We start from the raw sequence: 25824 nt of genomic DNA on the forward strand, positions 1-25824 counted from the left end.
TTTCCTCTAATTATTGTTTTTTAAAGAAATAAAATCCTTCGATACCGCCTTTCAGGATCATTCGGTCGGGCGTTTTTTCATAGACCATGTAATCGATCGTTCTTCCCGGCCGACCCGGATCATCCGCGACGATCTTGCCGTCCACGATCTTGTACGTCCACTCGTGCCGGTCTTCCGCTTTGAAATGCCGGTTGTAACCCGAAGTGACGATGGTACCGTCAGATTTGAATTCCCAGGTCCTATTTTCCTCGATCTTGGGTTTATCAAGTGCCGGAGCCACCGACTCGAGGCGCCACGTACCCACAATTTCGCTGTTGTCTTTTAGCGGGACTTCTCCCAAAGCAGTGGTCCCCATGGCTCCAACAAGCCAAATCAGGCCAGCTGCGCCGAAAGCTCGAAAATTCATAGATATCTCCCCGGAACGTTTATTGTAGCGGTTGCTCTTCCCCGCAAAAAAAGAGGCATCCGTGGGGCGGAACAGCTTGCTATTCTTGAAAGCGAGCCGAATTTTGACATCATTCATTTCCTTATGGCAAGGAATACACCGGCTTGCCGCGCATGAACCGGTTTATTGCCGGACCGTCTGTCTCTAAAATAGAACTCTTTGCCGTCGAAACGCCGGTTCGAATTCTCCCTTACCCCGGAATATCCCACGATGACCGAATTGAACGCCCGCACCGCACTATTGAGACAACTTCTTTCCGAAAGGATTCTCTTCCTGGACGGCGCGATGGGCACCATGATCCAAAGCTACCGGCTCGAAGAAAAAGATTATCGTGGAGAGCGTTTCGCGAGCTGGCCGAAAGATCTCAAGGGCAACAACGACCTGCTCTGCCTCACTCAGCCGCAGATCATCCGGGCGATTCACGATGCTTATCTGGAAGCGGGTGCGGATATCATCGAAACCAACACCTTCAACGCCAATCGGGTCAGCCTCGCCGATTACGGCATGGAGGAACTGGCTTATGAACTCAACGTGGAAGCGACCCGGCTGGTGCGGCAGGCGGTCGACGCCATGTCCGAGAAAACGCCCGACCGGCCGCGGTTCGTCGCCGGCGTGTTGGGACCGACCAACCGCACCGCGTCGATTTCCCCGAACGTCAACGATCCCGGCTTTCGCAACGTCAGCTTCGACGATCTCGTCAGCGCTTATTACGAAGCCACGAAGGGCCTGGTCGACGGCGGCGCGGACATCATTCTCATTGAAACGATTTTCGACACCCTGAACGCCAAGGCCGCCGTCTTCGCCGTGGAGCAGTACTGCGACGACCATGGCTTGCGTCTTCCGGTAATGATCTCCGGCACGATCACCGACGCCTCCGGTCGCACCCTGTCCGGGCAGACGGTGGAAGCTTTCTGGAATTCATTGCGTCACGCCCAACCGATTTCCATAGGCTTCAATTGCGCGCTGGGCGCCAAGCAGCTTCGGCAGTACATCGAAGAGCTCTCGCATATCGCCGAAACCCATGTTTCGGCCCACCCCAACGCCGGACTCCCCAACGAATTCGGCGAATACGACGAATCGCCGGAAGCCATGGCCAAAGAAATCGCCGAATGGGCCGAGCAGGGATTCCTGAACATCGTAGGCGGCTGCTGCGGCACCCGGCCGCCTCATATCAAGGCCATTCGTGACGCCGTGGAGCATTTTCCGCCCAGGCGCGTTCCGGCCATCGAGCCCAAGTGCCGCCTGTCCGGGCTCGAACCCCTGAACATCGGCCCCGAATCCTTGTTCGTCAATGTCGGCGAGCGTACCAATGTCACCGGCTCGGCGGTCTTTCGCCGCCTGATCCGCGAGGAGAAATACGAACAGGCCATCGACGTCGCCCGCCATCAGGTAGAGAACGGCGCGCAGATCATCGACGTCAACATGGACGAAGGCATGCTCGATTCCCAAGCCGCCATGGTCCGTTTCCTGAACCTGATCGCCTCTGAACCGGACATCGCCCGCGTGCCGGTGATGCTGGACTCGTCCAAATGGGACATCCTGGAAGCGGGACTGAAATGTCTTCAGGGCAAGGGCATCGTCAACTCGATTTCGCTCAAGGAAGGCGAAGACGCGTTCATCCGCCACGCCAAGCTGGTCCGCCGCTACGGCGCCGCGGTCATCGTCATGGCCTTCGACGAGCAGGGCCAGGCGGACACCCGCGAGCGCAAGGTGGAAATCTGCGCCCGCGCTTACAAGATTCTCACCGAACGGGTCGGACTCCCGGCCGAAGACATCATCTTCGACCCGAATATCTTTGCCGTCGCCACCGGCATCGAGGAGCACAACCGCTACGGCTTCGATTACATCGAAGCCGTGCACCAGATCAAGGAAACCCTGCCCCATGCCCTGGTCTCGGGCGGCGTTTCCAACGTGTCTTTCTCTTTTCGCGGCAACAATCCGGTGCGCGAAGCCATCCACGCCGTCTTTCTTTACCATGCGATCCGTGCCGGCATGGACATGGGTATCGTCAACGCCGGACAGCTCGCGATTTACGAAGACATTCCGGCGGAACTTCGGGATGCCATCGAGGATGTGATCCTCGCGCGCCATCCGGACGCCACCGAACAGCTTCTGTCCATCGCCGAGAAATACCGGGACGAAGGCGGAACCGTCGAAAAGAAGGAAGACCTCGCGTGGCGCCACTGGCCGGTCGAGAAGCGCCTGGAGCACGCGCTGGTCAAGGGTATCGACGAATTCATCGAGCAAGACACCGAGGAGGCCCGCCAGCAATATGCGCGCCCCTTGCACGTCATCGAAGGCCCGCTCATGCAGGGCATGAACGTGGTCGGCGACCTGTTCGGCGCCGGCAAGATGTTCCTGCCGCAGGTGGTCAAATCCGCCCGGGTCATGAAGAAATCGGTGGCCTATCTGATGCCCTTCATGGAAGTGGAAAAAGCCGGCGGTACGATTCAATCGAACGGCAGAATCCTGCTGGCCACGGTCAAAGGCGACGTGCACGACATCGGCAAGAACATCGTCGGCGTCGTGCTGCAATGCAACGGCTTCGAAGTGATCGATCTGGGCGTCATGGTGCCCTGCGAGAAGATCCTCGAAGCGGCGCGCGAGCACGACGTCCATATCATCGGACTCTCCGGTCTGATCACGCCTTCCCTGGACGAAATGGTCCATGTCGCCAAGGAAATGGAAAGACTGAGCTTCACTCTGCCGCTCCTGATCGGAGGCGCAACCACCTCGCGCGCCCATACCGCCGTCAAGATCGAGCCGAACTACAGCGGCCCGGCGGTTTACGTGACCGATGCCTCGCGAAGTGTCGGAATCGCCGGGAGTCTTTTAAGCGAAGATTTGCGGGACGATTTCATCTCGCAAACGCGGCGCGAATACGAAGAGGTGCGCCAACGCCACGCGGGACGCAAGGCACAAAACCCGCTGCACGAGATCGCCGCGGCGCGCGCCAACGCCTTCCATGGCGATTGGCAGCATTACGTGCCGCCGCATCCGACTTTCTTGGGTCTACGGGTATTCGACCATTACCCGTTGCGGGAAATTGTCGATTACATCGACTGGTCGCCTTTTTTCCATACCTGGGAGCTGGCGGGCAGCTACCCGAAAATTCTCGACGACGAAGTGGTCGGAGAGCATGCGCGCACCTTGTTCAAGGACGCTAAGGCCATGCTCGAAACCTTGGTCGCGGAAGAGTGGCTGACCGCCCGCGCGGTGGTCGGATTCTTCCCGGCTAACGCATCTGCCGACGATATCCTGCTGTATGCCGACGATACCCGGAAGGAAACGCTGACCGTCCTTCGCCATCTGCGCCAGCAGGCGGTGAAACCGCCCGGCCAGCCCAATTACTGCCTGTCCGATTTCGTGGCGCCGAAAGAGAGCGGCGTGCCCGACTATATCGGGGGCTTCGCCGTTACCGCCGGCCACGGCATCGAAAAACATCTCGACCGCTTCGCCGCCAACCACGACGACTACAGCAGCATCATGCTCAAGGCCCTGGCCGATCGTCTGGCGGAAGCCCTCGCCGAACTGATGCACCGGCGGGTTCGCCGCGAGTTCTGGGGCTACGCGCCGGACGAGCAGCTCAGCAACCAGCAACTGATCGCCGAGGCGTATCGGGGCATCCGCCCTGCCCCCGGCTATCCCGCCTGTCCGGACCACACCGAAAAGGCCGCGCTGTTCGAACTGCTGGCAGCCGAACAGAACAGCGGCATCCGCTTGACGGAGTCTTTCGCGATGTACCCCGCTTCCTCCGTCAGCGGATGGTATCTGGCACATCCGGCGGCGAAATATTTCAACGTCGGCAAGATCGGCCGCGACCAGGTCGAGGATTACGCGAAACGGAAAGGCGTGACGCTTAGGGAAGCCGAACGGTGGCTGGCGCCGATCCTGGCTTACGAACCGGATTAGCCTTCGATAATCGCTAAACACGATTCATGGTCAAGGTGGGCAAACGGGGTCTGGCCGGTCCGGCCGCGGTCTTACTGATTGCGCAGTGTGCACCGGCTTCATTGCGAGCGGATATGACGGAACTGCCTCCGGTGACCGTGATTCCCACGGACGGTCTGCCCCAAACCGCCGACAATCTCTCACGAGCGCTTACGAACAATGCCACTTTTCGGTCACGGAATGACGTCGAAAGTTCGCAGTACAGCAATATCAACGATTTCCTGCGCGGAACGCCGGGCGTTTTCGTGCTCCGGGGCAGCGAGGGCCGCGCCGTGGGACTGAGGGTACGCGGCGTGACTTACACCCAAGGCATGGTGACATTCGATGGCGTACCGTTACTGACGGCACTGCCGGCACTGAGCTGGCTCGATACCATTCCCGCCGAAGCCTTGGGCGGAGCCACCGTGGTTCTCGGTTCCAACCATGCCTACTACACCAGCCAAGCTTTGGGCGGCAGCATTCAGTTGAGTTCCAAACGGACCACGGAAGATTATGGTTTGGTTCACGCGGAAGGGGGAAGCTTCGGAACCTTCCGCACGACACTGAGCGGCGGCTTGCTGGCCGAGCATGCCGACATTTCCGTCACCGGAAGTCGGGTGAACCAATTCGACGGTGCGTACGACGCCATACCCGACCGGGGCAATCCGGAGCGGGACCGCTTCGGCAGCACCTTAGGGATAGCGCGATACGGCGCGCGGTTCACGCCGGATTTGGCCGTGGACGGCAGCGTCCTCTACAAAGACTCATGGCAGGACGCCGATCTACCGGGGGTGACTCCGGCCGGTCTTCCCACCTTCGTCGACAGTGCGACCACGGATTTTCACGAAAAACTGTGGCTGACCCAAAATACCGCCTCAGCGCATCTGACCGATGACTGGACCAGTCGGTTGCAGCTGGCCTACACCGAGAACGACGTCGCCGCTCGAGCCGGGCGTCTACCGTTCAGTTTCAGCAGCCATTTGATGTTCGCCGATTGGCGCAACAGTCACGCACTTTTAAACGATCAGACGCGCCAGCGATCCTGGCGACTGGTGTGGGGTGGGCAGGTGCGTCACGAGCATGGGGAAAGTGAACATCCCTTGCAATCGTCGCAATTCCACGACGAGCGAAAGACCGTGATCGGATTTGCCGAGCTGCAGGCCGATTTGGGGAAATGGTACCAAGAAGCGGGCGTCCGGGTGGAAAGCCACGACGACTACGGCAAACACACGCTACTGCATTTCGGGTCTCGCTGGGACGTTTCGTCATCCTTGAGCCTCCGGGCCAACGCGGGCACCGCATTCCGCGCCCCCAGCTACGGCGAACTGTATATGCCGCTCTTGGGCAGTCCCATTCTCAAACCGGAGAAAGGCTTGACGGCAGATGCCGGATTCGATTGGGTGCCGATCCGCAATCTATACATCTCCGTAACCGGCTACTACGGTCGCTATAACGACCTGATCACTTCAGAAATCAGCTTGGGACGCTTTGTTCGCCTCGGCAACACGCCGCGGGCCCGCATCGCCGGAGCAGAGGCTTCGTTGGAAGTTCTCTGGTCCGAACAGCTCCGCAGCGGTCTGGACTTCACTTATCAGTACAGCCGCAATCTGGACAACGACCGGCCTTTGCCGGTGCATCCGGAAAAATCCGGCCGCATCTGGACGCAGTGGAACCTGGATGCCTTGCCGCTGAGCCTCCGCGCGAATGCAACATACCAAGGCTCGCAATGGAACGATAGCGCGGCGACTTTGGCCACGGACGACACCGTCCGTGTCGATCTCATAGCCACCTATCGCGTGTTGCCGCAACTCGATCTTTATGTGCGCGGTGACAATATTACCAACAACCGAACCGGCGGCATCTACGCCCGCTACACTCCCGGAACCACGGTATTCGGCGGAATTCACGCGAAGTTTTGATTTGGAATTACTCGCAAATGCCGGTTAACAGCGGATGTCGCAGCAGCGACTGACGCAGGCAATCCGCCTCGTCCATGGATTCGGCCAAGCCTCGAAGTATCGCTGCGCTGCGATGGCGGTAGGTTTCCGCTTCAGGGAGGCGTCCCCTTCGGCTATCCAGCTCCGCAGCGGTTGCGTACACCCGCCATGCCGCGAGTGCGGCCTCGATCGTACCGAGATGGGACAACGCCTGTTCGACTTCCGCGCCTGCCGTATCCAATGCCTTTCGGCCCATGGCCACTTCGGCCAACAGCCGATGTCCCAGCGCCAGATAAGCCGGATCGGGAGGCAAGGCCGAGAGCTCGCAAACCTTGTTGGCCTGCTCTTCGGCTTTTTCCCACTGGCCTTGCGTCAGCCAGTATTCACCCAGGCCCAAATGAAAGAGCGGCCGCAGGTACCAATCCATCAGTCCCTGACACGCATCCAGCAGCTGATCGGCTTTGGCGAAACTCTCGAAGGCTTCGGCGTGTTGCCTCAAACCCAAATGGGCCGCGCCCGACCGGATCAGTCCGAAAAAGGCATTCGAGGAATCCCGCTGGTCGTGCATTTTTTCCATCGCGGCCTGGCACAGACTCCGTGCACCTTCGTAATCCAAGGCCTGCTCGTGTAACCAGCTCATGAGCAGAGTGAAATGGATGATTGCAAAGACATTGCCGTTCCTTTCGGCCATCTCTAATGCTTTGGCGATATGGCGCCGGGCTTCCCCCCACTCTCCGATGTGCAGCATCGACCTTATGCAAAGGGCCTCGCAAACCATGTATTGCAATGCGTCGCCCCGGTTCTGAGCGATCTCCATTGCCTCGCGTGCGAGAGCGATCGCCGACCGATAGTCGGCCCTGGCGTATTCGAAACTGGAATGCAAGGTGAGGCTGGCGTTAAGCAATTCGCGATTCCGCGTTGCGCGGGCCATATCCATGGCCTTTCGACAATCCCGGATGTAGTGCTCGCTCCATCCCTGCAAAGTGTTATGCCATCCAGCCCAGGAGCCTCGAACCAGGATTTCGATCATCTCGTCCTTTAAATCCAGAGCGCGTTCTACCGCCTCGGTCACTAACGCGAGGCAGCGGGGCCGATCCATCCAATAACAAACCCTGCCTTGTTCAATCAAGGCTTTGAGCTCCCAAAGCGGAAGACCCGCGCTGACCGCAAGCTTGCGAATAGCCGAAAAGTCTTCCATGGCGCCATCGGTGTCGTCCATAGAACGCTTTACGACACCGCGTCTGAACAGCAATTCCATGATTAAGGCCTCGCGTTCCGCCTCCGGAAGCGACTCGGACAGGCGTAGCGCGTGGCTGATGTAGTCTATCGCTTCTCGGTTGGCATAGCGGCTCACGGCGTTCTCCGACGCCAGACGCAGATACATGATTGCCTTAGACAGCTGTTTGCCTTGCTCGAAATGATTGGCCAATTCCGCCGCGATCGTTTTGGATTTCTCGCCGTATCCATTTTCCAAGCATTCTCCGGTGGACCGGTGCAACTGCATCCGGCGCCCGGGCGCAAGGCGGCGATAAAGGATTTCGCGATAGAGGGAATGCCGAAAACCATAGCGTCCGGCCATTATCCCGTCCGCCCACTCGTCGGCACCGCATGACTTCAACATCTGGCCGCGCCGGCTGAGTTCATCGCAACACAGTTCGATCGTCGCCAAATCTTCGCCGGATACGGCTGCCAGCAGTGCCGCAGACCATTCGACGCCGAATACGCTCGCCATTTCGAGCAAGCGCCGCTCGGAAGCGCTCAGGCGATCGATTTGCGCGTCTATCATTTCCAAGAGATTATCGGGTATCGCCAGCTTCGAGCCCGTATCGTAGGAACTCGATGTAAGGCGCCCCAAATCGACCAGATGTTCGACCAGATTTACCATGAAAAAGGGATGGCCCTCGGTCCATCGGTAAATGGACGACGATAAAGTCTCATGCCCCCCCTCTTCGGGATAGCGCGATACCAAATATTCCTTGATTTCGTCCTCGCCCAGACCGCACAAGGCCAGCTCGGCGCATAAACCGCGCGCCTGCAATTCGTGCCTGATCCGCTTGATCGGGTGTTGCGTCAAACTTACGTCGACCGGTCGGTATGTCGCGATGACGAATAACTGAGCCGGTGAACTTCGACGCCCTAATAGAGAGATAAGATCGACCGTCGCATAATCGCCCCAATGCAAATCGTCGATCACCAGGACCAAGGGAAATTCGGAGCTGATGCTCTCGAAAAACTCCGCCGCCTCTCTGAGCATTCGGGCATTCGTTGCGCCCAGGACCTGCTGGCTGAGCTTGTCCTTATCCGCGGGCGTCAAGACCGAGTTCATTTGCATCAGCCAGGTCGGTGCATGTCGGTGCAGCCGGTCGACCAATTGCTGCGCGCCAGCTCCGCGGCATTCGTTCTCCAAAGCCTCGATCAAAGGCATAAACGCCTCTCCCGCACCGCACTGTTCGACGCATCGGGCGCGTAGCAGCCCCAGATTCGTGCCGTTGGCGCGAGCCAGAAACATATCGATTAGGGTGGTCTTGCCTATCCCGGCCTCGCCGGTGAAGAAGACTATCTGACGCTCACCATGCCTTACCCGTTCGAAGCGTGCTTCCAGCCATTCCAACTCGCTCCGCCGCCCTACCCAATACATCGAATTCACATCATGGGCGGCGCGATTGGCTGCAATTGGCGACAGTGCCGGCGCACGAACTTCCCGGCTGTCTGCCTGCATTACCTCGGCAATGAAGCGATAGCCGTGTTTCGCCACCGTTTCGATGTAAGTGGGTGACTTCGGATCATCCGCCAGAGCTTTGCGCAATTCGTTGACGCATCCTTTAAGAACCGACTCGCTGACATAGCGGCGATGCCAGACCGCATCGAGCAAAGCGTCCTTGGTTAACAGCCGGCCGGGATTCATAAGCAAGTAGTGCAAAAGCGCAAAGGCTTTCGGCGGCAAGCCCACCACCTCCGACCCTCGCCACAAGACGGCGTTTCCGGCGTCTAGCCGAAAAGGGCCGAATAGCAAACTCTTACCGATCTCCATACCTACAGGCTCCGGCATTCGTGGTTAGCATTGCAGTTGGCGGAACAAACCATATTTGACCAAAAACTGACCGTTTTCTGACGACTTTCGAACCTTTACAAATCAAAATCCAACCCTCAGCAAATTCGCACGCCGGGTGGTGCGGATCAAAGACGTTATCATCGTAGCGTCTCGCCCTTCAGGATTTCGATGGAGCTTGCCGCGCAGAGCGCTTCCTCGATAAGGCAAACCGGGCGAATTGCCAGTCTGCAAGTAAATTCATTTCGCCGTCTGTGACAAATTACCTCGTTGACAATCAACAGATTCGGCCGGCGGTCATTTCGGTAATTCAGAACGCGGAGAATGCCCAACCGTCTGGCGATTTTCCGTGCGAACAACGCGCGCGGCACGCGCCCGCTGCTCGCTAAACGGAGGGCTAAGCATAGCGGTTCCGGCGACCGTTTGGCGACCGGGATCGATTACCCCGCATCGTTTCCAAGCTGGAAACGATGGGACAGGCGCGCTGTCGACGAATACCTGCCATAAACGCCCACACTTCGGACGTCGTGATGAAACCACGCCCGACATTATCCGATGCGACATGAAACGGGCGTTTTCTCTTTTGTCCTCGCCAGAAAAACGACATCGCCGCTGCTTGAGTACCTCTATCCGTAAGGCCCCCCACTTGTGGAGCGGTCGAACAATCTTCGTTCGGCATGTTTCCCCTCTAATCTGATAAGCTTAGCCGCTCGCGAGCGATGTCCCCGTGACATCCGTCACTGCCCCTATCACCGAGGCCAGATTGCCGCGCTCCGGAACCGGACGACGATGCGCAAACTTCCGGTCGTATCCAGCGAGGACGAGCAAGATTGATTCGACTAATACTTTACGGCACACACGGTTGTCATTTGTGCGAAGACGCGGAATTTCTGCTGTCTAAAGCGATTCAAGCGAAAGGCGCCGAGATTCCCGTCGAGATAGTAGATATCGCCGAGAAACTCGAGTTGGAACACCGCTATGGCGTTCGGATTCCGGTCGTGCGCGATTCCGCATCGGGTGCCGAACTCGGCTGGCCCTTCGACGAAGAACGGTTAGGCGAGTTTCTCCATAGCCTGTCCTAGTCCGGCTTATCAAACATCATGCGGCCTAACTAATCCGTTAACACTTAACCGATTTTCAATGTCATGAACCAAAACGCTTTCCGCATCGAAAAAGACAGCATGGGCCAATTGCAGGTGCCGGCCGATGCCCTTTATGCCGCCCAAACTCAGCGCGCGGTGGAAAATTTCCCGATCAGCGGACTCAGGATGCCGCCGGCCTTTATCGCGGCCGTAGCCTTGATCAAGCAGTGCGCCGCCCGCGTAAATAGAGACTTGGGCGTTTTGGACTGCGGCTTTGCCGAGGCCATCGAGCGGGCAACGCAGGACATAATCGACGGACGTTACGGCAACCAGTTTCCGGTCGACGTATTCCAAACCGGTTCCGGCACCAGCACCAACATGAACGTCAACGAAGTCATCGCCACGCTTGCCTCCCGTGCCTGCGGACAAAGCGTGAGCGCCAACGACCACGTCAACATGGGGCAAAGCAGCAATGACGTCATTCCGACGGCGATCCACGTCAGCGCCGCGCTCGCCGTCAACGCACAGCTCATCCCCGCACTGGAGCATTTGCAGACCACGATCGTCTACAAGGCGCAATCGATCGAGCACGTGGTCAAGACCGGACGCACCCATCTCATGGACGCCATGCCCGTCACCCTGAGCCAGGAACTCTCCGGCTGGGCGTTGCAAATCCAAAACGGCGTTGAGCGTCTGCGCGCCTCATTACCGCGTATCTACAAACTCGCCCAGGGCGGCACGGCCGTAGGTACGGGCATCAACGCCCATCCGGAGTTCGCGGCGAAAATGGCGGAGGCGCTTTCCGACGCCACGGGCCTGCCGTTCGCGCCCAATGCCTCGTTTTTCGAAAGCCTGAGTTGCCAGGACGCGGCCGTGGAATTGTCGGGCCAACTGAAGACCGTGGCGGTCAGCCTCATGAAAATCGCCAATGATCTCCGCTGGATGAATTCCGGCCCCCTGGCGGGTCTAGGTGAAATCGAACTGCCGGCGCTACAGCCCGGCAGTTCCATCATGCCGGGCAAAGTCAATCCGGTGATTCCGGAGGCTGTTTGCATGGTCGCCGCACAAGTCATCGGCAACGATGCCACGATTACTGTCGCCGGCCAGTCCGGATCGTTCCAGCTCAACGTCATGCTGCCGGTCGTCGCATACAATCTGCTGCAAAGCATCGACCTGCTGGCGAACGTCTCGCGTCAATTGGCGGATAAGGCCATCGCCGATTTCGTCGTTCGTGAAGACAATTTAAAGAAAGCGTTGGCACTCAATCCCATTCTGGTTACCGCGCTGAATCCCGTCATCGGCTATCTCAAAGCGGCGGAAATCGCCAAAGCGGCCTACAAGCAGCAACGGCCGATCATCGACGTGGCCGCCGAAATGACCGGGATTCCGCGCGAGGAATTGTCCGAGCTTCTGGATCCCGCGAAGCTGACGGAAGGAGGCATTCAGGGCTGAAGGGATTCGTCGGCAAGGGATTGCCGACCTACGTCGAACCGCCGGGTCGTAGGTCGGGAATCCATTCCCGACAAGGAATCAATTTTTTGTAGGGTGGGTTAGGCCGCGAGGCCGTAACCCACCGAGCGACCGCGAATCGGTGGGTTACGCTGCGCTAACCCACCATCGATGGGTTTCGCTTCGCTCTACCCATCCTACGATGAATGTCCATTCGAATGCCGAACGGAATAAGCCGTTGACTGTGCGAATAAATTCGCACCTACCACGGCGCCCCCCCCCGTTTTTGGGATGAAACGCTCCGCTGATCTCGGGCCGCGTTCGAGTGTACGGAGAACCCGGCTCAAAGAACCATCCAGCGAGCCAGCGCGATCAGAGCCAGCATCCCACCGCTCCGCACCGCCCAGACGGTTCCGCTCCCGCGGCGCAGGACGTATTCGACGCCGTACAACAGGATCGCCGATTGGACGGCGATCTTGGCGTAGTTGACTTGACTAAAAACCGGTAAGTTCGCCGCGACCAACAGCACGAACATCACCAGGAAGTCCGACGGCGTCAGGGTGAAGTAGCGGCCCGAAAACCGCACGCCCACGCCCACGATGACGGCCAGCAAGGCGATAGCGTAATTGAACCAGCGCTCCGCCTCCGCATGCTCGAAACCGGCGGTCTGGGCGAGATAGACCACCAAGATCACGCTCGAATAAACGGCCACGCGCTCGATGAAGCCCGCCCCGGGAAGACGAGCCCCTACCCAAGCCAGCCAGGTCACCAGAATTCCCGCGGCAAACACCGCGATGTCGTCCAGTTCTTCCTTCTTCGTCGCAAGAGCGGTTGCAACCAGGAACAACGGCACGGCGAGACGGACGGATTGAAAAGCCGTTTTGTCCAGCCAGGCTTTCTCCAGAATCAAATTCAATTTTCGGGTGAGAAACGACGCCTGGCCACGGTCGACTCCGTGTAGGCGCCAACGGAACGCCTGTGCGAGCGGGAAGAATGCTCCGACCACGGCGAACAGGGCCAGATAGATCGCCAGAACCAATAGGTCGGACTCGTAACGGAGAAAATACGCGAGAAGAATGCAGGACGCCTGGACCACGTACGTCGTCAGCACTGCCTCATAATGGTCGAAACCCAGAGACAGGAGCTTATGGTGAAAATGGTTCCGGTCCGGCTTGAACGGCGACACGCCGCGAAGTATCCGATGCCCCATGACCAGCAAAGTGTCGATGATCGGCAATCCCAAGATCAGCAGCGGCAAAGAACCGCTCAGCGCCGTATTGACCTTTTGCGTAAGCAACACGGCAAGAACGCCCGCCGAGAAGCCCAGAAACTGACTGCCCGTATCCCCCATGAACACGATGGCCGGGTGAGTGTTGTAGCGCAGAAATCCCAAGATGGCGCCCAGGATGGCAACGGCAGTCGCTATTGTTTGATAGCCGTCGGCCAAATCGGCTAGAAACGCAATGCAAGCCAGACTCAGAATGCTGAGTCCCGCCGCCAGTCCGTCCAAACCGTCGGCCAGATTCATCGCATTCGTCACGCCGAGCAAAAAGAATACCGTCAGCGGGTAAGCGACGGCATCGGGCAGCGGTCCGCAGTCCCAAAAACACAAGCGGCGGATAACGATGTCGCCGAAAACGACCACCACCAGCACCGCCACGAACTGACCGAAAAACTTGATCTTGTAGTTCAGGTCGTAGCGATCGTCCAGTAAGCCGAACACGCTTAGAATGCCGACGCCGAGCAGGCAGATCCGGAATCCGGAATCGAGATCGAACTCCAGGAGCAGCGCCACGATGGTCGCAATGACCATGCCGATCCCGCCCACCCGTGGAATCGCCGAAACATGGACCTTCCGCGCATCGGGAACATCCACCAGGCCGAGCGGCGCAGAAAATCGGATCAGTGCGGCCACCAGCACCATGGCTAGAAACAGGGTGGTCAAGAACAGCACAAAAAGCTGCATAGAAAATCCTTATCCGTACCTGCCAATACCGCTAAATTAAGCTCCATACCGTCGTTCCGGCAGGGAATGCCGGAACCCAGAAGCCAGGGATAGCATCAGCCTGGATCACATCCCCGTGCTCTGGATACCGGCACTCCCTGCCGGTATGACAGCTTGACTTAACGGCTTTGGCGTACAACTTCGGCAAAATTAAGCGCATGCGTCTAATCCGCGATATAACGATTCAATTGCGGCTTCAAGACACGCAGGAACTCGTTGAGCCGCGCCTCGCCCGTCGCGAGCTCCTCTCCGCGGGGAAGATAGGTCGTGAGCCGCACCAGGGCGCCGTCGGTACGATTAAGCGTCAGCGCATCCCAGAACAGATACCACTTCACGGCATATTCGTTGGTCAGATTGCGCCCGCGCTGCTGAAACCAGTAGTAAACGAGCTGGCGATCCTCGCCTTTCTGAATGACCAGGCGGTTGATCCTAAGCGGATCGCCTTCCTCGTCGGGAAGATCGGCATTCACGGTTTCCAGCGATTTGATTTCCCAACCGCCGCCCGGAATGCAGGAGCGGGGCGAATGTATCGACTCGCCCTTGCGCTGGGAGGCGTAATAGGCGGAATAAAAATTGACCGGCATGACCCCGTCGCGGACATAGTTAGCCAGAATGTAGTCATCGAATTTGAGCGCATCGATGTATTGCTGCTCCATCGTCTCGCGCCGCCCCGTCCAATCGGCCAGTTGCATGGGGAAATCGACGAACTCGGCACGAGGAGGAACGAATTCTTCCCGATGCTGCAGGAGTTGAGCACCCCCCAATGCCACGACCGAAAGCCCCAGCACCGGCCAGTATTGGCGCGGCAAGGTGCGCTCCCGAAACAACGCATCCTTCGGCGACGGTTCCGGAAACGCCAAACCAAACACTTCCAGCAACGGCCGCGGCTCCCGCCCGATCCTGGCCAGCAGCCACATTTCCCCCACCAGTAGGCCGGTGCAGGCCATGAAGATTGCCCAGCCCTCGAAATCGTGCAGGAATCCTTCCGCCATCGATTTTCCCCAGTACTCGACCATTACCCCGATGATGCCGATGCGAAAGCTGTTCATCAGAATCGTGATCGGAATGCTGGAGAGAAAAATTACGGCCCGTTTCCACAATGCCACCTTGAAGAAATAGGCGCACATGAACGAGAGGCTCATCAGGGGAAAGAGATAACGCAGCCCGTTGCAGGCTTCCACCACCTGAAGCTTGTACGAGCCGAGGTCGATGACATTGCCTTCGAGATAAACGCTGATATCGCAGGCCCGAATGAAAGAGACGCCGAGTGCCGAGGAAAGGAGCTGGAGCTTGCCCGACAGGCCCTGATAAAGAAAATTGGGCAAAGGAATTGCAAAAAACAAAAAGAACAGCGGTATCCAAATCTGCTTGAATATCTTGAACCCGGTCACCGCGAGAACCAGGCCGAACACGACGACCAGGAAGGCATACTGGACGATGATGTAGAGCGTCGCCAATTCGCCCAGAAAATAAAGCCCCAACCCCAAGGCGACGATGCCGACGCCGGCCCAGGAGCCTTCGAACGGCAACCGGGCCAGTTCGTTTTTTTTCTGCCAGATCAGGAAAGCGGTGATGAACGGAATCAGAAGACCGTGGCTGTATTCCTCGCTTGTCGTCCAGTATCCGAAGACGAATTTGAGGCCGTCAAAAAATGTAAATACCGATATCCCTATCAAAAGGCTGAACCACCCCCAAAACTTAAGCCCGATATCCCACAATTCAGTTTTCGAATCTGTTGCAACCATTATGTCCGGCCTTTCTCTATTTCTATTCTTAGTGCCTGCCCCAAATAAGGCGATATCATCCGCTTAACTCCATTCGGCATTCGAGCGAACATTCATCGTAGGATGGGTAGAGCGAAGCGAAACCCATCCTACAAAATGAATTCCTGACTGAAAGCAATTTGGAATAAGTCCTACCCCGTCATTCCAATCGCAAACAGCCCATTCCGCTGGCGCCCAAGCTCCCGTTTGGGCGCCCTACCCGAGAAGCTCTAGCTTCCAGAAACCGCACGCGAATCGAGAAGCGGGAGACTCAACAACCACCGGCTGAAAGCCGGTGGGTTAGGGTTAAGGACTGAAAGTCCGGATACGCGTCGGCTGAACGACGCGTTTAGTCCGGCTCCATCCGAAAATTGTCATTGGGATTCGGCTCAAAATGATGCTCCCGGTACTGCTTGATCATCTCTTCGGTCATTTGACCTACCGTCGCACAGAAGTAGCCTCGTGCCCAAAAGTGCCTCCCCCAATAACGCTTCTTGAGATGCGAAAACTCTTCAAACAGCTTGCTCGACGTTCGCCCCTTGATCCGCCTCCTGATCTCGCTCGGCGCCAACTCCGGCGGCGCGCTCACCAGAATATGCACCTGGTCCTTGCTGACCACCCCTTTCAAAATTCTGATCTCGAATGCTTCGCAGGTTTGTCTCACCAAATCACGGACCCGCTCAGCGACCCCTCCAACCAACACCTTGTAACGGTACTTCGTCACCCACACAAAGGGGTACTCGATGGTAAACACCGTATGGCTTCCGTATCGATACTCCATAACCGCCCCCTTGCATCTCTGGGCAGTCTATCCCAGCATCGAGATGAAATCTGCCCGCCTGAAAGGCGGGGGCTTAAACCTTATGCATAGAAAGTCAAAATGAGTTCCCAACCGTATCAACTGAAAATCCGGTGAGCGAAAAACAGAGGCGCCCCTGCCCATAACCGCTGTGCATGCGCTCACGTGGACTTATCCATCAATTGGCCTAGCAAAATGCCGCCCTAAAATCATGGCAACGAACCTTGGCGTCGAAATGACGTTGCGTCGCCACATTCGCCTAGGCTCCAATGCGAACCGATACAACCACTCTAAACCGCAAGCCCTAATCCAAACGGGGGCTCGTGGATGTGTGCCAGCGAAAAAATTGAACACCGCACCGATTGATCCAATAATCTGCGCCGAAAGCCTGTGCCGATTGGCTTCCACCCACTTTTCCTGCTTTGGCGCCGTCATGCCAACCCAAACCACATCTGGCTTTGTCTCGTTAATCTGCCAGATCAACTGATCGTTGACTTCGTCAGGCCATGGATAAATCGGCGGCGACAAACAGCCGCAGAGCGTTAGAGATGGAAACTCACGTTTAAATCTTTCCGAAATTAGCGCCAAGACCTCTGGCGTAGATCCAAAGAAAAAAACCCGTCCTCGTCCACGTCGATTCAAACTCCGCAACACAGTGAAAAAAAAGTCGGTCCCCGTTATTCGAGGCCCTAATTTGATTCCGATAAATTTCGCCATCAGTGTTAAACCGACACCATCGGCAACTACTGGCCATGCCCGATTCAAGGCGTTCAGAAATTCTGGATCGGATTGGGCTACTACCAAAGAATGCGGATTTGCACACGCAAACACGATGGGTTCCCGACACCGCTCAATTGCTGCCCATATCGCTGGTCCGAGTGAATTCAACGTATCAAGATCGATAGAAACCCCTAATATAGTGACCGCATTGCGCTGTTTCATGGCCCCCTCTTAATGCTGTTTAGTGTTTATCTATCTACCTGATCTTTACCAAGATGCGCGTCTTCAATTGCGTGTTGGTAAATCTTATTTATTTCGGCGATATTGATTTCAGCTGTGTACTTTGCTTCAAAAATTGCCCGACATCGCTCCCGCATAAAGATTAGGAGCCTCGGGTTTTTAAGCAGCTGCTTAATCTGAAACACCATATCCTCGGAACTTCCCGGCTGAAACTTAAACCCTGTTTCCCCTTCTTTCACGAGTTCGTCGAGGCTTCCGATTCTGGAAACCAAAACCGGCGTCCCACACGAATAGGCTTCCAGCAGTGTCAGCGGAAAGCCTTCATAACATTCCGAAGGAATGACTTGCAGCGCTGCACGGCAAACTAAATCGATTACTGTGCTCCGCCCCTGAAACCCGAGGAATTCGACATTGGAGCCGTCTTGCCTTACTTGATTTTCGAGCCTAGACCGCAGAGAGCCCTCTCCGACGATTTTGAGCGGCAGCTCCGGAATGCTCCGCCAAGCATCCAACAGAGTCTGAACTCCCTTCTCCTCGCTCAGCCGGCCAACATACAGGGCGTAACCGCCATCGCCGCGGCCGCAGACAGGTGGGTCAGGTAAAAAGTTCGGCTTTACCTCGATCCGATTCTCCGGTAATCCCCCTGCAATCAGTCGCGGCACTGCAAAGCGAGTCAATGCAACATACCGGTTGACCAACTTGGCGTAAGTGCCCCGCCAACGGTTGGACACAACGGTCCAAACCTGCGCGCCGGTCGCAAGAAGCGAACCGCGATAACAACGGTGCCTTAGCGCCGGAAGCAGCAAACGACTTCCCAAGCAATCCTCACAAGGCTGATGATTCCTCATAAGAAGCGCATTCGGACAAATGAAACGGTAATTGTGCAAAGTCTGCACCACAGGCACGCCTTGATCCCGGCATGCAGCATAGGCGCTGGGTGAAATCAGCGGGAACGTATTGTGAAAATGAGCGATTTCGGGCTTGGTTTTTTGAATTAAAGCAATGATTTCCCGGTAAATCTTTTCCGACCACGCACCGTCGACTGCAAGCCGTACCTTCTTGGCTAGCGAAGATTCGTCTATGTCATCATTAAATCGCTCAAAAGCGATAACTTCATGCTCACGTTCAAGAAGAGCACGCTCATTCGTATATACGCTGTCCTCGCCGCTAGGCGCGCTAGAACGATAGAAGTTATGGGCGAGCAAAACGCGCATCAGTTATCCAAGATACGCGAAGATTGATCGGTCGAAACTGTGCTTAAAAAATTCAGTAAACCTGCCGCTACTGCCTCTGTCGTGTAGGAGTGTAGGTATCTCCGGATCGCAGCGGCCCCCATATCAGCACAGCGATCTCTATCATCCAAAAGCTGAATCAATCGGACGGCTGCGGCTTTTGAGTCGTCCAACGCCCAAAAGAAACCCTCCACGCCATCAGTATAGAGTTCCGGTATACCGCCCACAGCACCAGCGACTACCGGTAAGCCACACGCCATGGCCTCGATTAGCACGATTCCGAAACTTTCCACCAAGGCACTGTGGACATAGCACCGATGTTGAGGCAGCAGGTCTGCCGCATCTTTACGGTATCCCAAAAACCTGACTTGCGGGACGATGTCCAGAGTTACGGCAAGTTGCTGGAGCTTCCCGCGATCCGGTCCGTCCCCAATAAGCGTCAGTGAAAATTCTCTGCCTAACCTTTTTGCCTCCGCTAGGACTTCTAGCAGGAAAGCTTGGTTTTTTCGTGGCTCCAAAGTACCAATATTTATCAAATCGTAAATTGCCAACTGTGCCGAAGACGACATGCGTCGCTCGCAAAAATTTGGACTCAACAATGACGCGACCTTTTGCAAATCCGGAATATCCCGCTCCAAAACCGATTTCATCCACTGGGAGATATAAACCAGACCATCCACTTTCGGTAGGATTTGCCTCTCAATGTTATAAATATCCTTATATATCCAATCACCGGCCTTTATCTTGCCTTTTGATCTCCACTCCTCCGCCTGTGAGACATTGAAGTGTACGATCATAACAACCTTTTGCGAGGAATCGAGCCTCGCCTCCAAAGCCGCTTTCGCCGATAATGGACATTGGGCATAAATAACTGTGTCTTTTCGGCTGGCAAGAAATGAACGAAGCGCCAATCTCAGAAAAAAGTAATGCCAATATCTATACCACCAGACACTTAATGGCCCATAAAATGGATCAATGAATCGGCGTATCGAAAAGACAGGATAAACAAAGGTCTTTGCATAAGAAAATGGCGTAATAGTATTTACCAAAACACCCTGCTGGTTCAAATATGAACGGAAATTATTAAAGTGTGTTTGCACACCAGTTTCCCCAACTGGGTGCAGGAGGGTTGCGATTACAATTTCAGGAAAATTCATCGTACAATTTTTTATTCGTCGATTGCATGGCTGAGTTGTCCAAGCCACATCTACATAATAAAACCCAGCATCTCTCCATTATGTAATTTCTTATCTTACGGCCGGTGGGCAATAACGTAGGATGTTTCGGGTTCACGGCCGGCGCTCAGAAATTCCTTAGCATCCAGCTCTCCTCTTGATTTGGAGGCAACGCTGTCAAAACCAACCTGCCGAAGTAGTTCGGCGACAAGTTGGGTATCATACATAAAGCAATGACCGTGTCTGTAGATCAGAGAATTAACCGATACAATCGGAGATTGATAACCTTGACATAATCCACCTCCAAGGACTCTGCCGAGATCCGGGAAAGAAACGATGAGGACGCCACCCCGCGCGAGAAAAGCGAAAATATTCGTGAAAAACCCAAATACTTCATCCGGCAGCAAATGTTCGATGACGTGCTCACACACGACCAGCTCAAACTGCCCTTCCAAATTCGTCAATGGAGTCGTCCCGCTCCAGTAAAGATCAGGGCGTCGACGATGCTTTAAATATCGATGCGGAGCCCACAAATCGGAATTCACTGCATCATCCAGGAACCGAACGCCACAACCGACATTCAGTATCCGTTTATCGAAAGAAACAGCTTGACGAAACAAACCTTCTATGAACTTAGTTGCTCGGAAACAAAATCCCCAATAGTATTTGGAAAACAAGTTTTTCCATTGATGCTCATGGCGTAATTGTCTCGCAAGTTCGACAGTTTCCTGAATCAGAGTTTCACTATAAGTATCCATATAGTTACTGAATTATCGGAATGTTAAACAATAATCCAAACGCACTTACGCGCTATGCATGGGATTGTTTCTCTTTGTCTTTGATTATTTCTCGTCAATCTTAGATTGAATGCGCTCCGCAACTATCTGGCGCGCCTGACAAAATTTGAAACCAGGCGCTGAAACGAATCTACCGCCACCCGGAAATCAAAACCGCTGATATAGTCCTGCAGCCGCCGTCGCGAGATCTCGGGCGCATTCGTACACCACCTGAGCAACAAATGGCTGAACTCCTCCAAATTTAGCGGATCGAACACCTCGCCTGCCCCGGAGGATGAAATCAGCTCTTGGCTGGCGCCCGCATGACGACTCGCCAACACTGGTACTCCCGACGCGAGCGATTCATTGACAACTAAGCCCCACACGTCCACTAGAGAGGGAAAAACAAAGACGTCGGCAGCAGCGTAATACTTGGCGAGTTCCAAGCTATGGCAGGCGCCGACAAAATGTATGTTGCGAATGTTCAAACTCCGTGACAGCGCCCTCAGGGAGGCATCTTCCGGCCCAGCCCCGACGATCACAAGCGTGTTCGAACGTTGAATCGGCTCCGGTAACGCGGCCCAAGCCCGCAGAAGCAAATCGAATCCCTTCCTCGGAAGTAGCCGGCCGACTGCTAGAAACGCCCGCCCCTGAATACCGAATTCCCGGCGTAATTCGGACTTCTCGTATTTTTTTGTCTCTTCGACCCAGAATGCGTTATCCACCGCTTGAGCGCAGTAGTAGATTTGTTCTTCTTTAATACCCCAGCTCCCGAGGTAGTTCGCGGCGGGCCGTCCCCATGCCATATAAGCCGCAGCCCTGGGAATCAGATAGCTTCGCAGGCGTTTCTGAATCGAAGACGTACCGGCGGCGCATTCCGATGTTTCCTCGGACCAAAGGACAAATGGGACGCGCAACCACTTCGCGGTCCAATAGGCGAACAGAGATCGCAAGCCGAACTCCGCCGATATGACGATGTCCGGGCGAAAAAACATCAAATCGCCAGGCAATGCGATTGGAAACGGAAGCGGTTCTACTTGCTGTACGCCATACGCGCCGTGTCGCGTCCGACGCTGTACATTTAACGTCCGAGAGTAGTGAAGAGGCAGACGCTCTCGCGCCAGTTTGTCCGACCGGTCCAGCGGAAGCGATAGAAATATCTTCAATTGCCACGAGTCTAACGCCGCAAGCCGTTCAAATATCGGCCGACGGTACCCCGGTACGATGTTGGTCAGAACCGCCACACGAATCTTGCGGTCCATAGCTCAGCGGCCCCTGTTTCTGATGAGCCCGGCAACTTGCCAGGCCAAACCCGGCAAATTGACCACTTGGCATTTGTGCACCCACCAAACGTGGAGCAATGCGTAAAAAGCGAAGAGCGGGATCAGCATTTCGCCGCTCCAGTATTCAAGACTTGAAAGAAAGCAAGCTGCCGTCAAAACGATCCCCAGGAATGCTCTGCGCGAAATGAGTGTCACCGTTCTGAAACGCCAACGGAAAATGACGGAATTCGCAAAGGAGAAAACGCAGAATCCCGCCAACAATCCGAGACCGATTGAACTCGATCCGGCATCAGAACTTAGAAGGAAATTCACGACGCTGACCGACACGACAGCCACTTGGATGATTGCGCTGTACAGAGACAAGCCCGAGGCTTCCAAACTTTTATAAAGCACCTCGGTCAGGTAATAGATTGCAAATGCGAGAAACATCGGCGGCAACAACTCGCCTACCAGTCCCGATTCGCTTCCCAGCCAGAATTGGGCAAAAAATGGACCGAACGACACGATCAATAACGCAAGGGGGACAAGCAGAGAAAAAGCGTAGCCGAATAGAGGCCGAATGAACTGTTCGAGGTCTTTTTCCTTCTTCGCGAATAGAGCCGAGGCCGCAAACGTACCGGATAGCGGTGCCATCACGAGCGACACCAATTGGGTGCAAAGCTTGAACGCAATTTCGAATGAGGCCACCGTAGCCAGATCGAAGGCGTGGGCGACCAGTATCTTGAAGACCGGCTCTCTGCAAGCGATGGCAAGGGTCGCGACTTGTATTCCCACGCCGTAGTTGAACATCGTGCGACAACGGGAACGATCCACCAGAAAAGGACTAATGCGAATGTGAGGAAACTGCTGCTTCGTACGCCAAACATACATGAGGAATACCAGCAGATTCGGGACGATACCGGCGACACCCAATGAATAGATGTCCGGACGGATTTCGAGCGCCACCAAGGTGGACACGAAGTTAACGGCCAACCAAACGAGCATGACGATCTGAGAAAAAAAATGCTCCTGGTGCGCCTCGACTAGAGCCTGCCAAGGAATGGCGAGGAACCGAAGGCCGAATCCGATTGCCGTTATCACTAGTACAAAATGCGCCTCCCGCTGCAATGAAATAGGCACATTTAATAGCCTGGCCACCCAAAGAGAATCCAGTGCCACTATCGCCACCATAGCGGACAAAACCGCTATCAAATAAAAGAAGAACGCCACATTGAAAAATCGGTTGACTTCCTCTGGCCGCTTGATATGGCCCGCTACGTGATAAATGAGCGAGTTCTTGAAGCCGAAATCGGTTAGCGTGATCAGACTCACCACCAGCGTGCTGAATGACCAAATCCCGAACATCTCGCTGCCCAGCTTGTCCAGCACGAAGGGCGTCAGCACCAGGTAGAGCGGAACCGCAAGCCCGACGCGGGCCAACCCCACCAGCGAACCGGATAGAAAGCTTCTCTTTACGGTCTGTACGTCCACTCTAGACCTCGGGTTTGATATACGCACAAGTTCGGGCGGCCAACGTGTCTTGCACGATCCGGCAATATTGCGCTGCATATCGCTCCGGCGCGAAACGGGCGCGCGCCGCTGTCTGCGCATTCGCTCCCAGCGATACACGCCGCTGCCGATCGTCAATCAAACCCCGGAGTAGTTCCCCCAAATCCATGCTATTCCTTGGCGCGTAAAGAACTCCATCCACGTCCCGCTGGACAAGCTCCGGATGCGCTCCGGCATCGGCCAGCACTACGGGCAAACCGGCTAACATGGCCTCTACGACGGCGATGCCGAAACCTTCGGCGACGGCAGGATTCACATAGATGTCCATTGCCGACAGATAATCGCCGATCCGGTCCGAATAACCGATGAAATGCACTGCATCCGCCAAACCTGAATCGGCCGCCAGATTTTCCAAAGCAGGACGCAGTGGACCGTCCCCGATCAATAGAAGTCGCAACCGCCGATTCGTCTCATAAATCTCGCCGAAAGCTCGAATTAGCGTTTGCTGATCGCGCCAGGAGGTCATTCCCCCCGTATGCCCGATCAGGCAGTCGCGTTCCGAGAGGCCCAACTCCGCCCTAACGGCCTGCCGATCGCCAATCGGCCTACGAGCCTCGATCGGGTTATGTACCACGTGAAGCTTCGCGGCAGAGATGTTATAGGTCCGGAGAACGCTATCCGCGGTGTATTGTGAGTTGCAGATTACTGCGTCGACGAACGGATAGACCGCCCGAGCGAGTAGTCCACCGAGTCTGCCGCGCAAGTCGCAAGGCGAATGTTCGTTGTGGATTACCGGAAGTCCAAGCCAACGTCCGGCAATTACTCCCGTTACCAGCGGCCGAGTGAAATGGGTACAAAGCACATCCGCTTCCGTATCGCCGGCTACCCGAACGATTTCTCGGCAAATACGCCATGGGGAAAGCGTATTTGCATTGATGACCTTAGCACCCTCCTTCTCGAAACGATCATGAATAACAGATGGCTGATACGTAAGAAAGACGAGACGATGATTGTTGTTCGGAAAATGGCGCGCCAGATACAGCAATTTTCGGGCCGTTCCTCCGAAATTGGTAAGGCACTCAATTATGTGCAACATGCGCAATATCGATGTCTCCTTTTGAAGCTACCACATTTGCCCGTTCACGCTCTAGCAAACCCAGCGCCAATGCAAGCGGAAAAAGGGCAAAGCTGTTCGTAAAAGTCGCATGTACTGGCTGAACGCAAAGAAATACGATGATCGTGGCCGCTACAGCCATGGCATGCACTGTAAGCAACTTGTCGATTTTCTGCCTCGCCAATCGAATACATAGGAAAGCTATGTATAAGAAATTTGCATACAGCACAAAGCCACCGATATAGCCAAACTTTAACGCAACATCCAGATCACCTTTGTCGATAAAGCCTAACAAATCTCCTTTAATATATGTTCTTGATTCCAAGCCAAATTTCGAATCCTTATCGATAAATCCAAATCCGAGATACGGACTTTGTTGCAGAATGTCGCGCCGCTCCTTCGCGAACACCTCCCTTCCAGCCAAAGCTCCGCCCGATTGCGTTGTAAACTCACGGACACCTGAAAATAGAAAAGCCTCTGATATTTTCTCAAAACCAACCGCATCCGACCCTGCCATAAGTCCGATCGCAACAAAAACGGTCGCAAATATTCCCGCGATTGCAACACCTTGCGCTGCAACTCTCCGCATAGATTGTTTCGCAAACAGCATAATCGCAGGGATTGTCGCCAGCGTTGCCATCAGATAAGACCGATAAAATGTCAACAAAATGCCAATCCCCAAAACAAACGCCCTAATAATCTGTCCCGGTGCGGCCAGAAGAAACAAGAAGAATGTGTTAAAAAAAGAAATAACAATAACGGGCCAGAATGGAATATAAACCTTCCAGAATACAAAAACCTCTTTTCGGATGTCATATACACTCTTTTGCAAAAATGAATCTCCAAGCACTTGGGCAGTAATTTCGAAGACCGAGTAATACAATCCCAACCATGTTATATACTTCCAGCAACGATTAACGTCCTTTGCCTTTCTCAGAAACACGTAAACTGAGAAGTAACTAAAAAGTGTCATAAATTCTTTGGACGCTTTTATGGAATAAAATAGTGATGATTTATCAGCCATTACCGGATAAACAACACCATACAGCCACAATATTCCCAATATAATCATCGGCCGCAAGAACAATGCACTCCGTAAATCGTTGATCCGATCAACCGATAGGATCAAAGCTCCAAGATTAAGCAAGATAAACAATGCATGGATATCAAATAGGCCTTTAATTGCAAAAGTCATCGGATCAACAAACCCCAGCATTTGTGATGCTGGCAGGAGCAGAAAAAGCAATAGATTGGCGCGTGATAAAAAGATCATGGCCGCGCCAATGAGCAGAAGCGTCACGAGAGCGACAACAAATTCAAGGTTCATGGCGCATCAA

General features: G+C 55.1%; 17 protein-coding genes. 4 read left to right on the plus strand and 13 right to left on the minus strand.

Features of this window, described 5'->3' with window-relative positions; all coding sequences use genetic code 11:
• Positions 1–10 precede the first annotated feature (10 nt).
• Positions 11–406, minus strand: a complete 396-nt coding sequence (locus ACR2TX_RS19225) for a hypothetical protein (RefSeq protein ID WP_434130525.1) — start codon at positions 404–406, stop codon at positions 11–13.
• 249 nt (positions 407–655) lie between these two features.
• On the opposite strand from ACR2TX_RS19225, the gene metH reads away from it, so the two are divergent.
• Both metH and ACR2TX_RS19235 read left to right on the plus strand, forming a co-directional pair.
• Positions 656–4357: a methionine synthase gene (gene metH, locus ACR2TX_RS19230; RefSeq protein WP_434130526.1), complete on the plus strand. Its 3702-nt coding sequence runs from the start codon at positions 656–658 to the stop codon at positions 4355–4357.
• Between the two features lie 113 nt (positions 4358–4470).
• Positions 4471–6294, plus strand: coding sequence for a TonB-dependent receptor (locus ACR2TX_RS19235; protein ID WP_168175485.1), 1824 nt, complete (start codon positions 4471–4473; stop codon positions 6292–6294).
• A 7-nt stretch (positions 6295–6301) separates the two neighbouring features.
• Here the strand turns inward: ACR2TX_RS19235 and ACR2TX_RS19240 are convergent, their stop codons facing one another.
• Positions 6302–9343, minus strand: coding sequence for an AAA family ATPase (locus ACR2TX_RS19240; protein WP_434130527.1), 3042 nt, complete (start codon positions 9341–9343; stop codon positions 6302–6304).
• A gap of 848 nt (positions 9344–10191) precedes the next feature.
• On the opposite strand from ACR2TX_RS19240, the gene ACR2TX_RS19245 reads away from it, so the two are divergent.
• Both ACR2TX_RS19245 and ACR2TX_RS19250 read left to right on the plus strand, forming a co-directional pair.
• Positions 10192–10443, plus strand: a complete 252-nt coding sequence (locus ACR2TX_RS19245) for a glutaredoxin family protein (RefSeq protein WP_077731863.1) — start codon at positions 10192–10194, stop codon at positions 10441–10443.
• 63 nt (positions 10444–10506) lie between these two features.
• On the plus strand, positions 10507–11895 hold the full coding sequence (locus ACR2TX_RS19250; RefSeq protein ID WP_347257242.1) for a class II fumarate hydratase: 1389 nt from the start codon (positions 10507–10509) through the stop codon (positions 11893–11895).
• 340 nt (positions 11896–12235) lie between these two features.
• Here the strand turns inward: ACR2TX_RS19250 and ACR2TX_RS19255 are convergent, their stop codons facing one another.
• The 11 genes from ACR2TX_RS19255 to ACR2TX_RS19305 all read right to left on the minus strand — a co-directional run bounded on the left by ACR2TX_RS19255 (position 12236) and on the right by ACR2TX_RS19305 (position 25814).
• On the minus strand, positions 12236–13858 hold the full coding sequence (locus tag ACR2TX_RS19255; protein ID WP_434130528.1) for an MraY family glycosyltransferase: 1623 nt from the start codon (positions 13856–13858) through the stop codon (positions 12236–12238).
• Positions 13859–14061: 203 nt separating this feature from the next.
• Positions 14062–15642 carry a VPLPA-CTERM-specific exosortase XrtD gene (gene xrtD / locus ACR2TX_RS19260; RefSeq protein WP_434130529.1) on the minus strand — a complete coding sequence of 527 codons (1581 nt, stop codon included), beginning with the start codon at positions 15640–15642 and terminating at the stop codon, positions 14062–14064.
• Between the two features lie 367 nt (positions 15643–16009).
• A complete protein-coding gene (tnpA, locus tag ACR2TX_RS19265) occupies positions 16010–16441 on the minus strand; it encodes an IS200/IS605 family transposase (RefSeq protein WP_434130530.1) in 432 nt (143 codons plus the stop codon).
• A 189-nt stretch (positions 16442–16630) separates the two neighbouring features.
• Positions 16631–17401: a WecB/TagA/CpsF family glycosyltransferase gene (locus ACR2TX_RS19270; protein ID WP_434130531.1), complete on the minus strand. Its 771-nt coding sequence runs from the start codon at positions 17399–17401 to the stop codon at positions 16631–16633.
• Between the two features lie 26 nt (positions 17402–17427).
• On the minus strand, positions 17428–18633 hold the full coding sequence (locus tag ACR2TX_RS19275; RefSeq protein WP_434130532.1) for a glycosyltransferase family 4 protein: 1206 nt from the start codon (positions 18631–18633) through the stop codon (positions 17428–17430).
• A complete protein-coding gene (locus ACR2TX_RS19280; RefSeq protein ID WP_434130533.1) occupies positions 18633–19808 on the minus strand; it encodes a glycosyltransferase family 4 protein in 1176 nt (391 codons plus the stop codon). Before ACR2TX_RS19280 ends, ACR2TX_RS19275 begins: the two co-directional genes overlap by 1 nt.
• A gap of 95 nt (positions 19809–19903) precedes the next feature.
• Positions 19904–20584 carry a methyltransferase domain-containing protein gene (locus ACR2TX_RS19285; RefSeq protein ID WP_434130534.1) on the minus strand — a complete coding sequence of 227 codons (681 nt, stop codon included), beginning with the start codon at positions 20582–20584 and terminating at the stop codon, positions 19904–19906.
• Positions 20585–20706: 122 nt separating this feature from the next.
• A complete protein-coding gene (locus tag ACR2TX_RS19290; RefSeq protein ID WP_434130535.1) occupies positions 20707–21408 on the minus strand; it encodes a glycosyltransferase in 702 nt (233 codons plus the stop codon).
• Between the two features lie 459 nt (positions 21409–21867).
• The gene (locus ACR2TX_RS19295; RefSeq protein ID WP_434130536.1) at positions 21868–23355 is read right to left on the minus strand and encodes a hypothetical protein; all 1488 of its coding nucleotides are present in this window, start codon (positions 23353–23355) and stop codon (positions 21868–21870) included.
• Between the two features lies 1 nt (position 23356).
• Complete coding sequence (locus tag ACR2TX_RS19300) at positions 23357–24469, minus strand: glycosyltransferase family 4 protein (RefSeq protein ID WP_434130537.1); 1113 nt, start codon at positions 24467–24469, stop codon at positions 23357–23359.
• Positions 24453–25814 (minus strand): hypothetical protein, encoded by a 1362-nt coding sequence (locus ACR2TX_RS19305; RefSeq protein WP_434130538.1) that lies wholly within the window; start codon positions 25812–25814, stop codon positions 24453–24455. The genes ACR2TX_RS19300 and ACR2TX_RS19305 overlap by 17 nt, the downstream gene beginning before the upstream one ends.
• Between the last annotated feature and the right edge of the window lie 10 nt (positions 25815–25824).

Source organism: Methylocaldum sp. GT1BB, from assembly GCF_051027545.1.
GTDB lineage: Bacteria > Pseudomonadota > Gammaproteobacteria > Methylococcales > Methylococcaceae > Methylocaldum.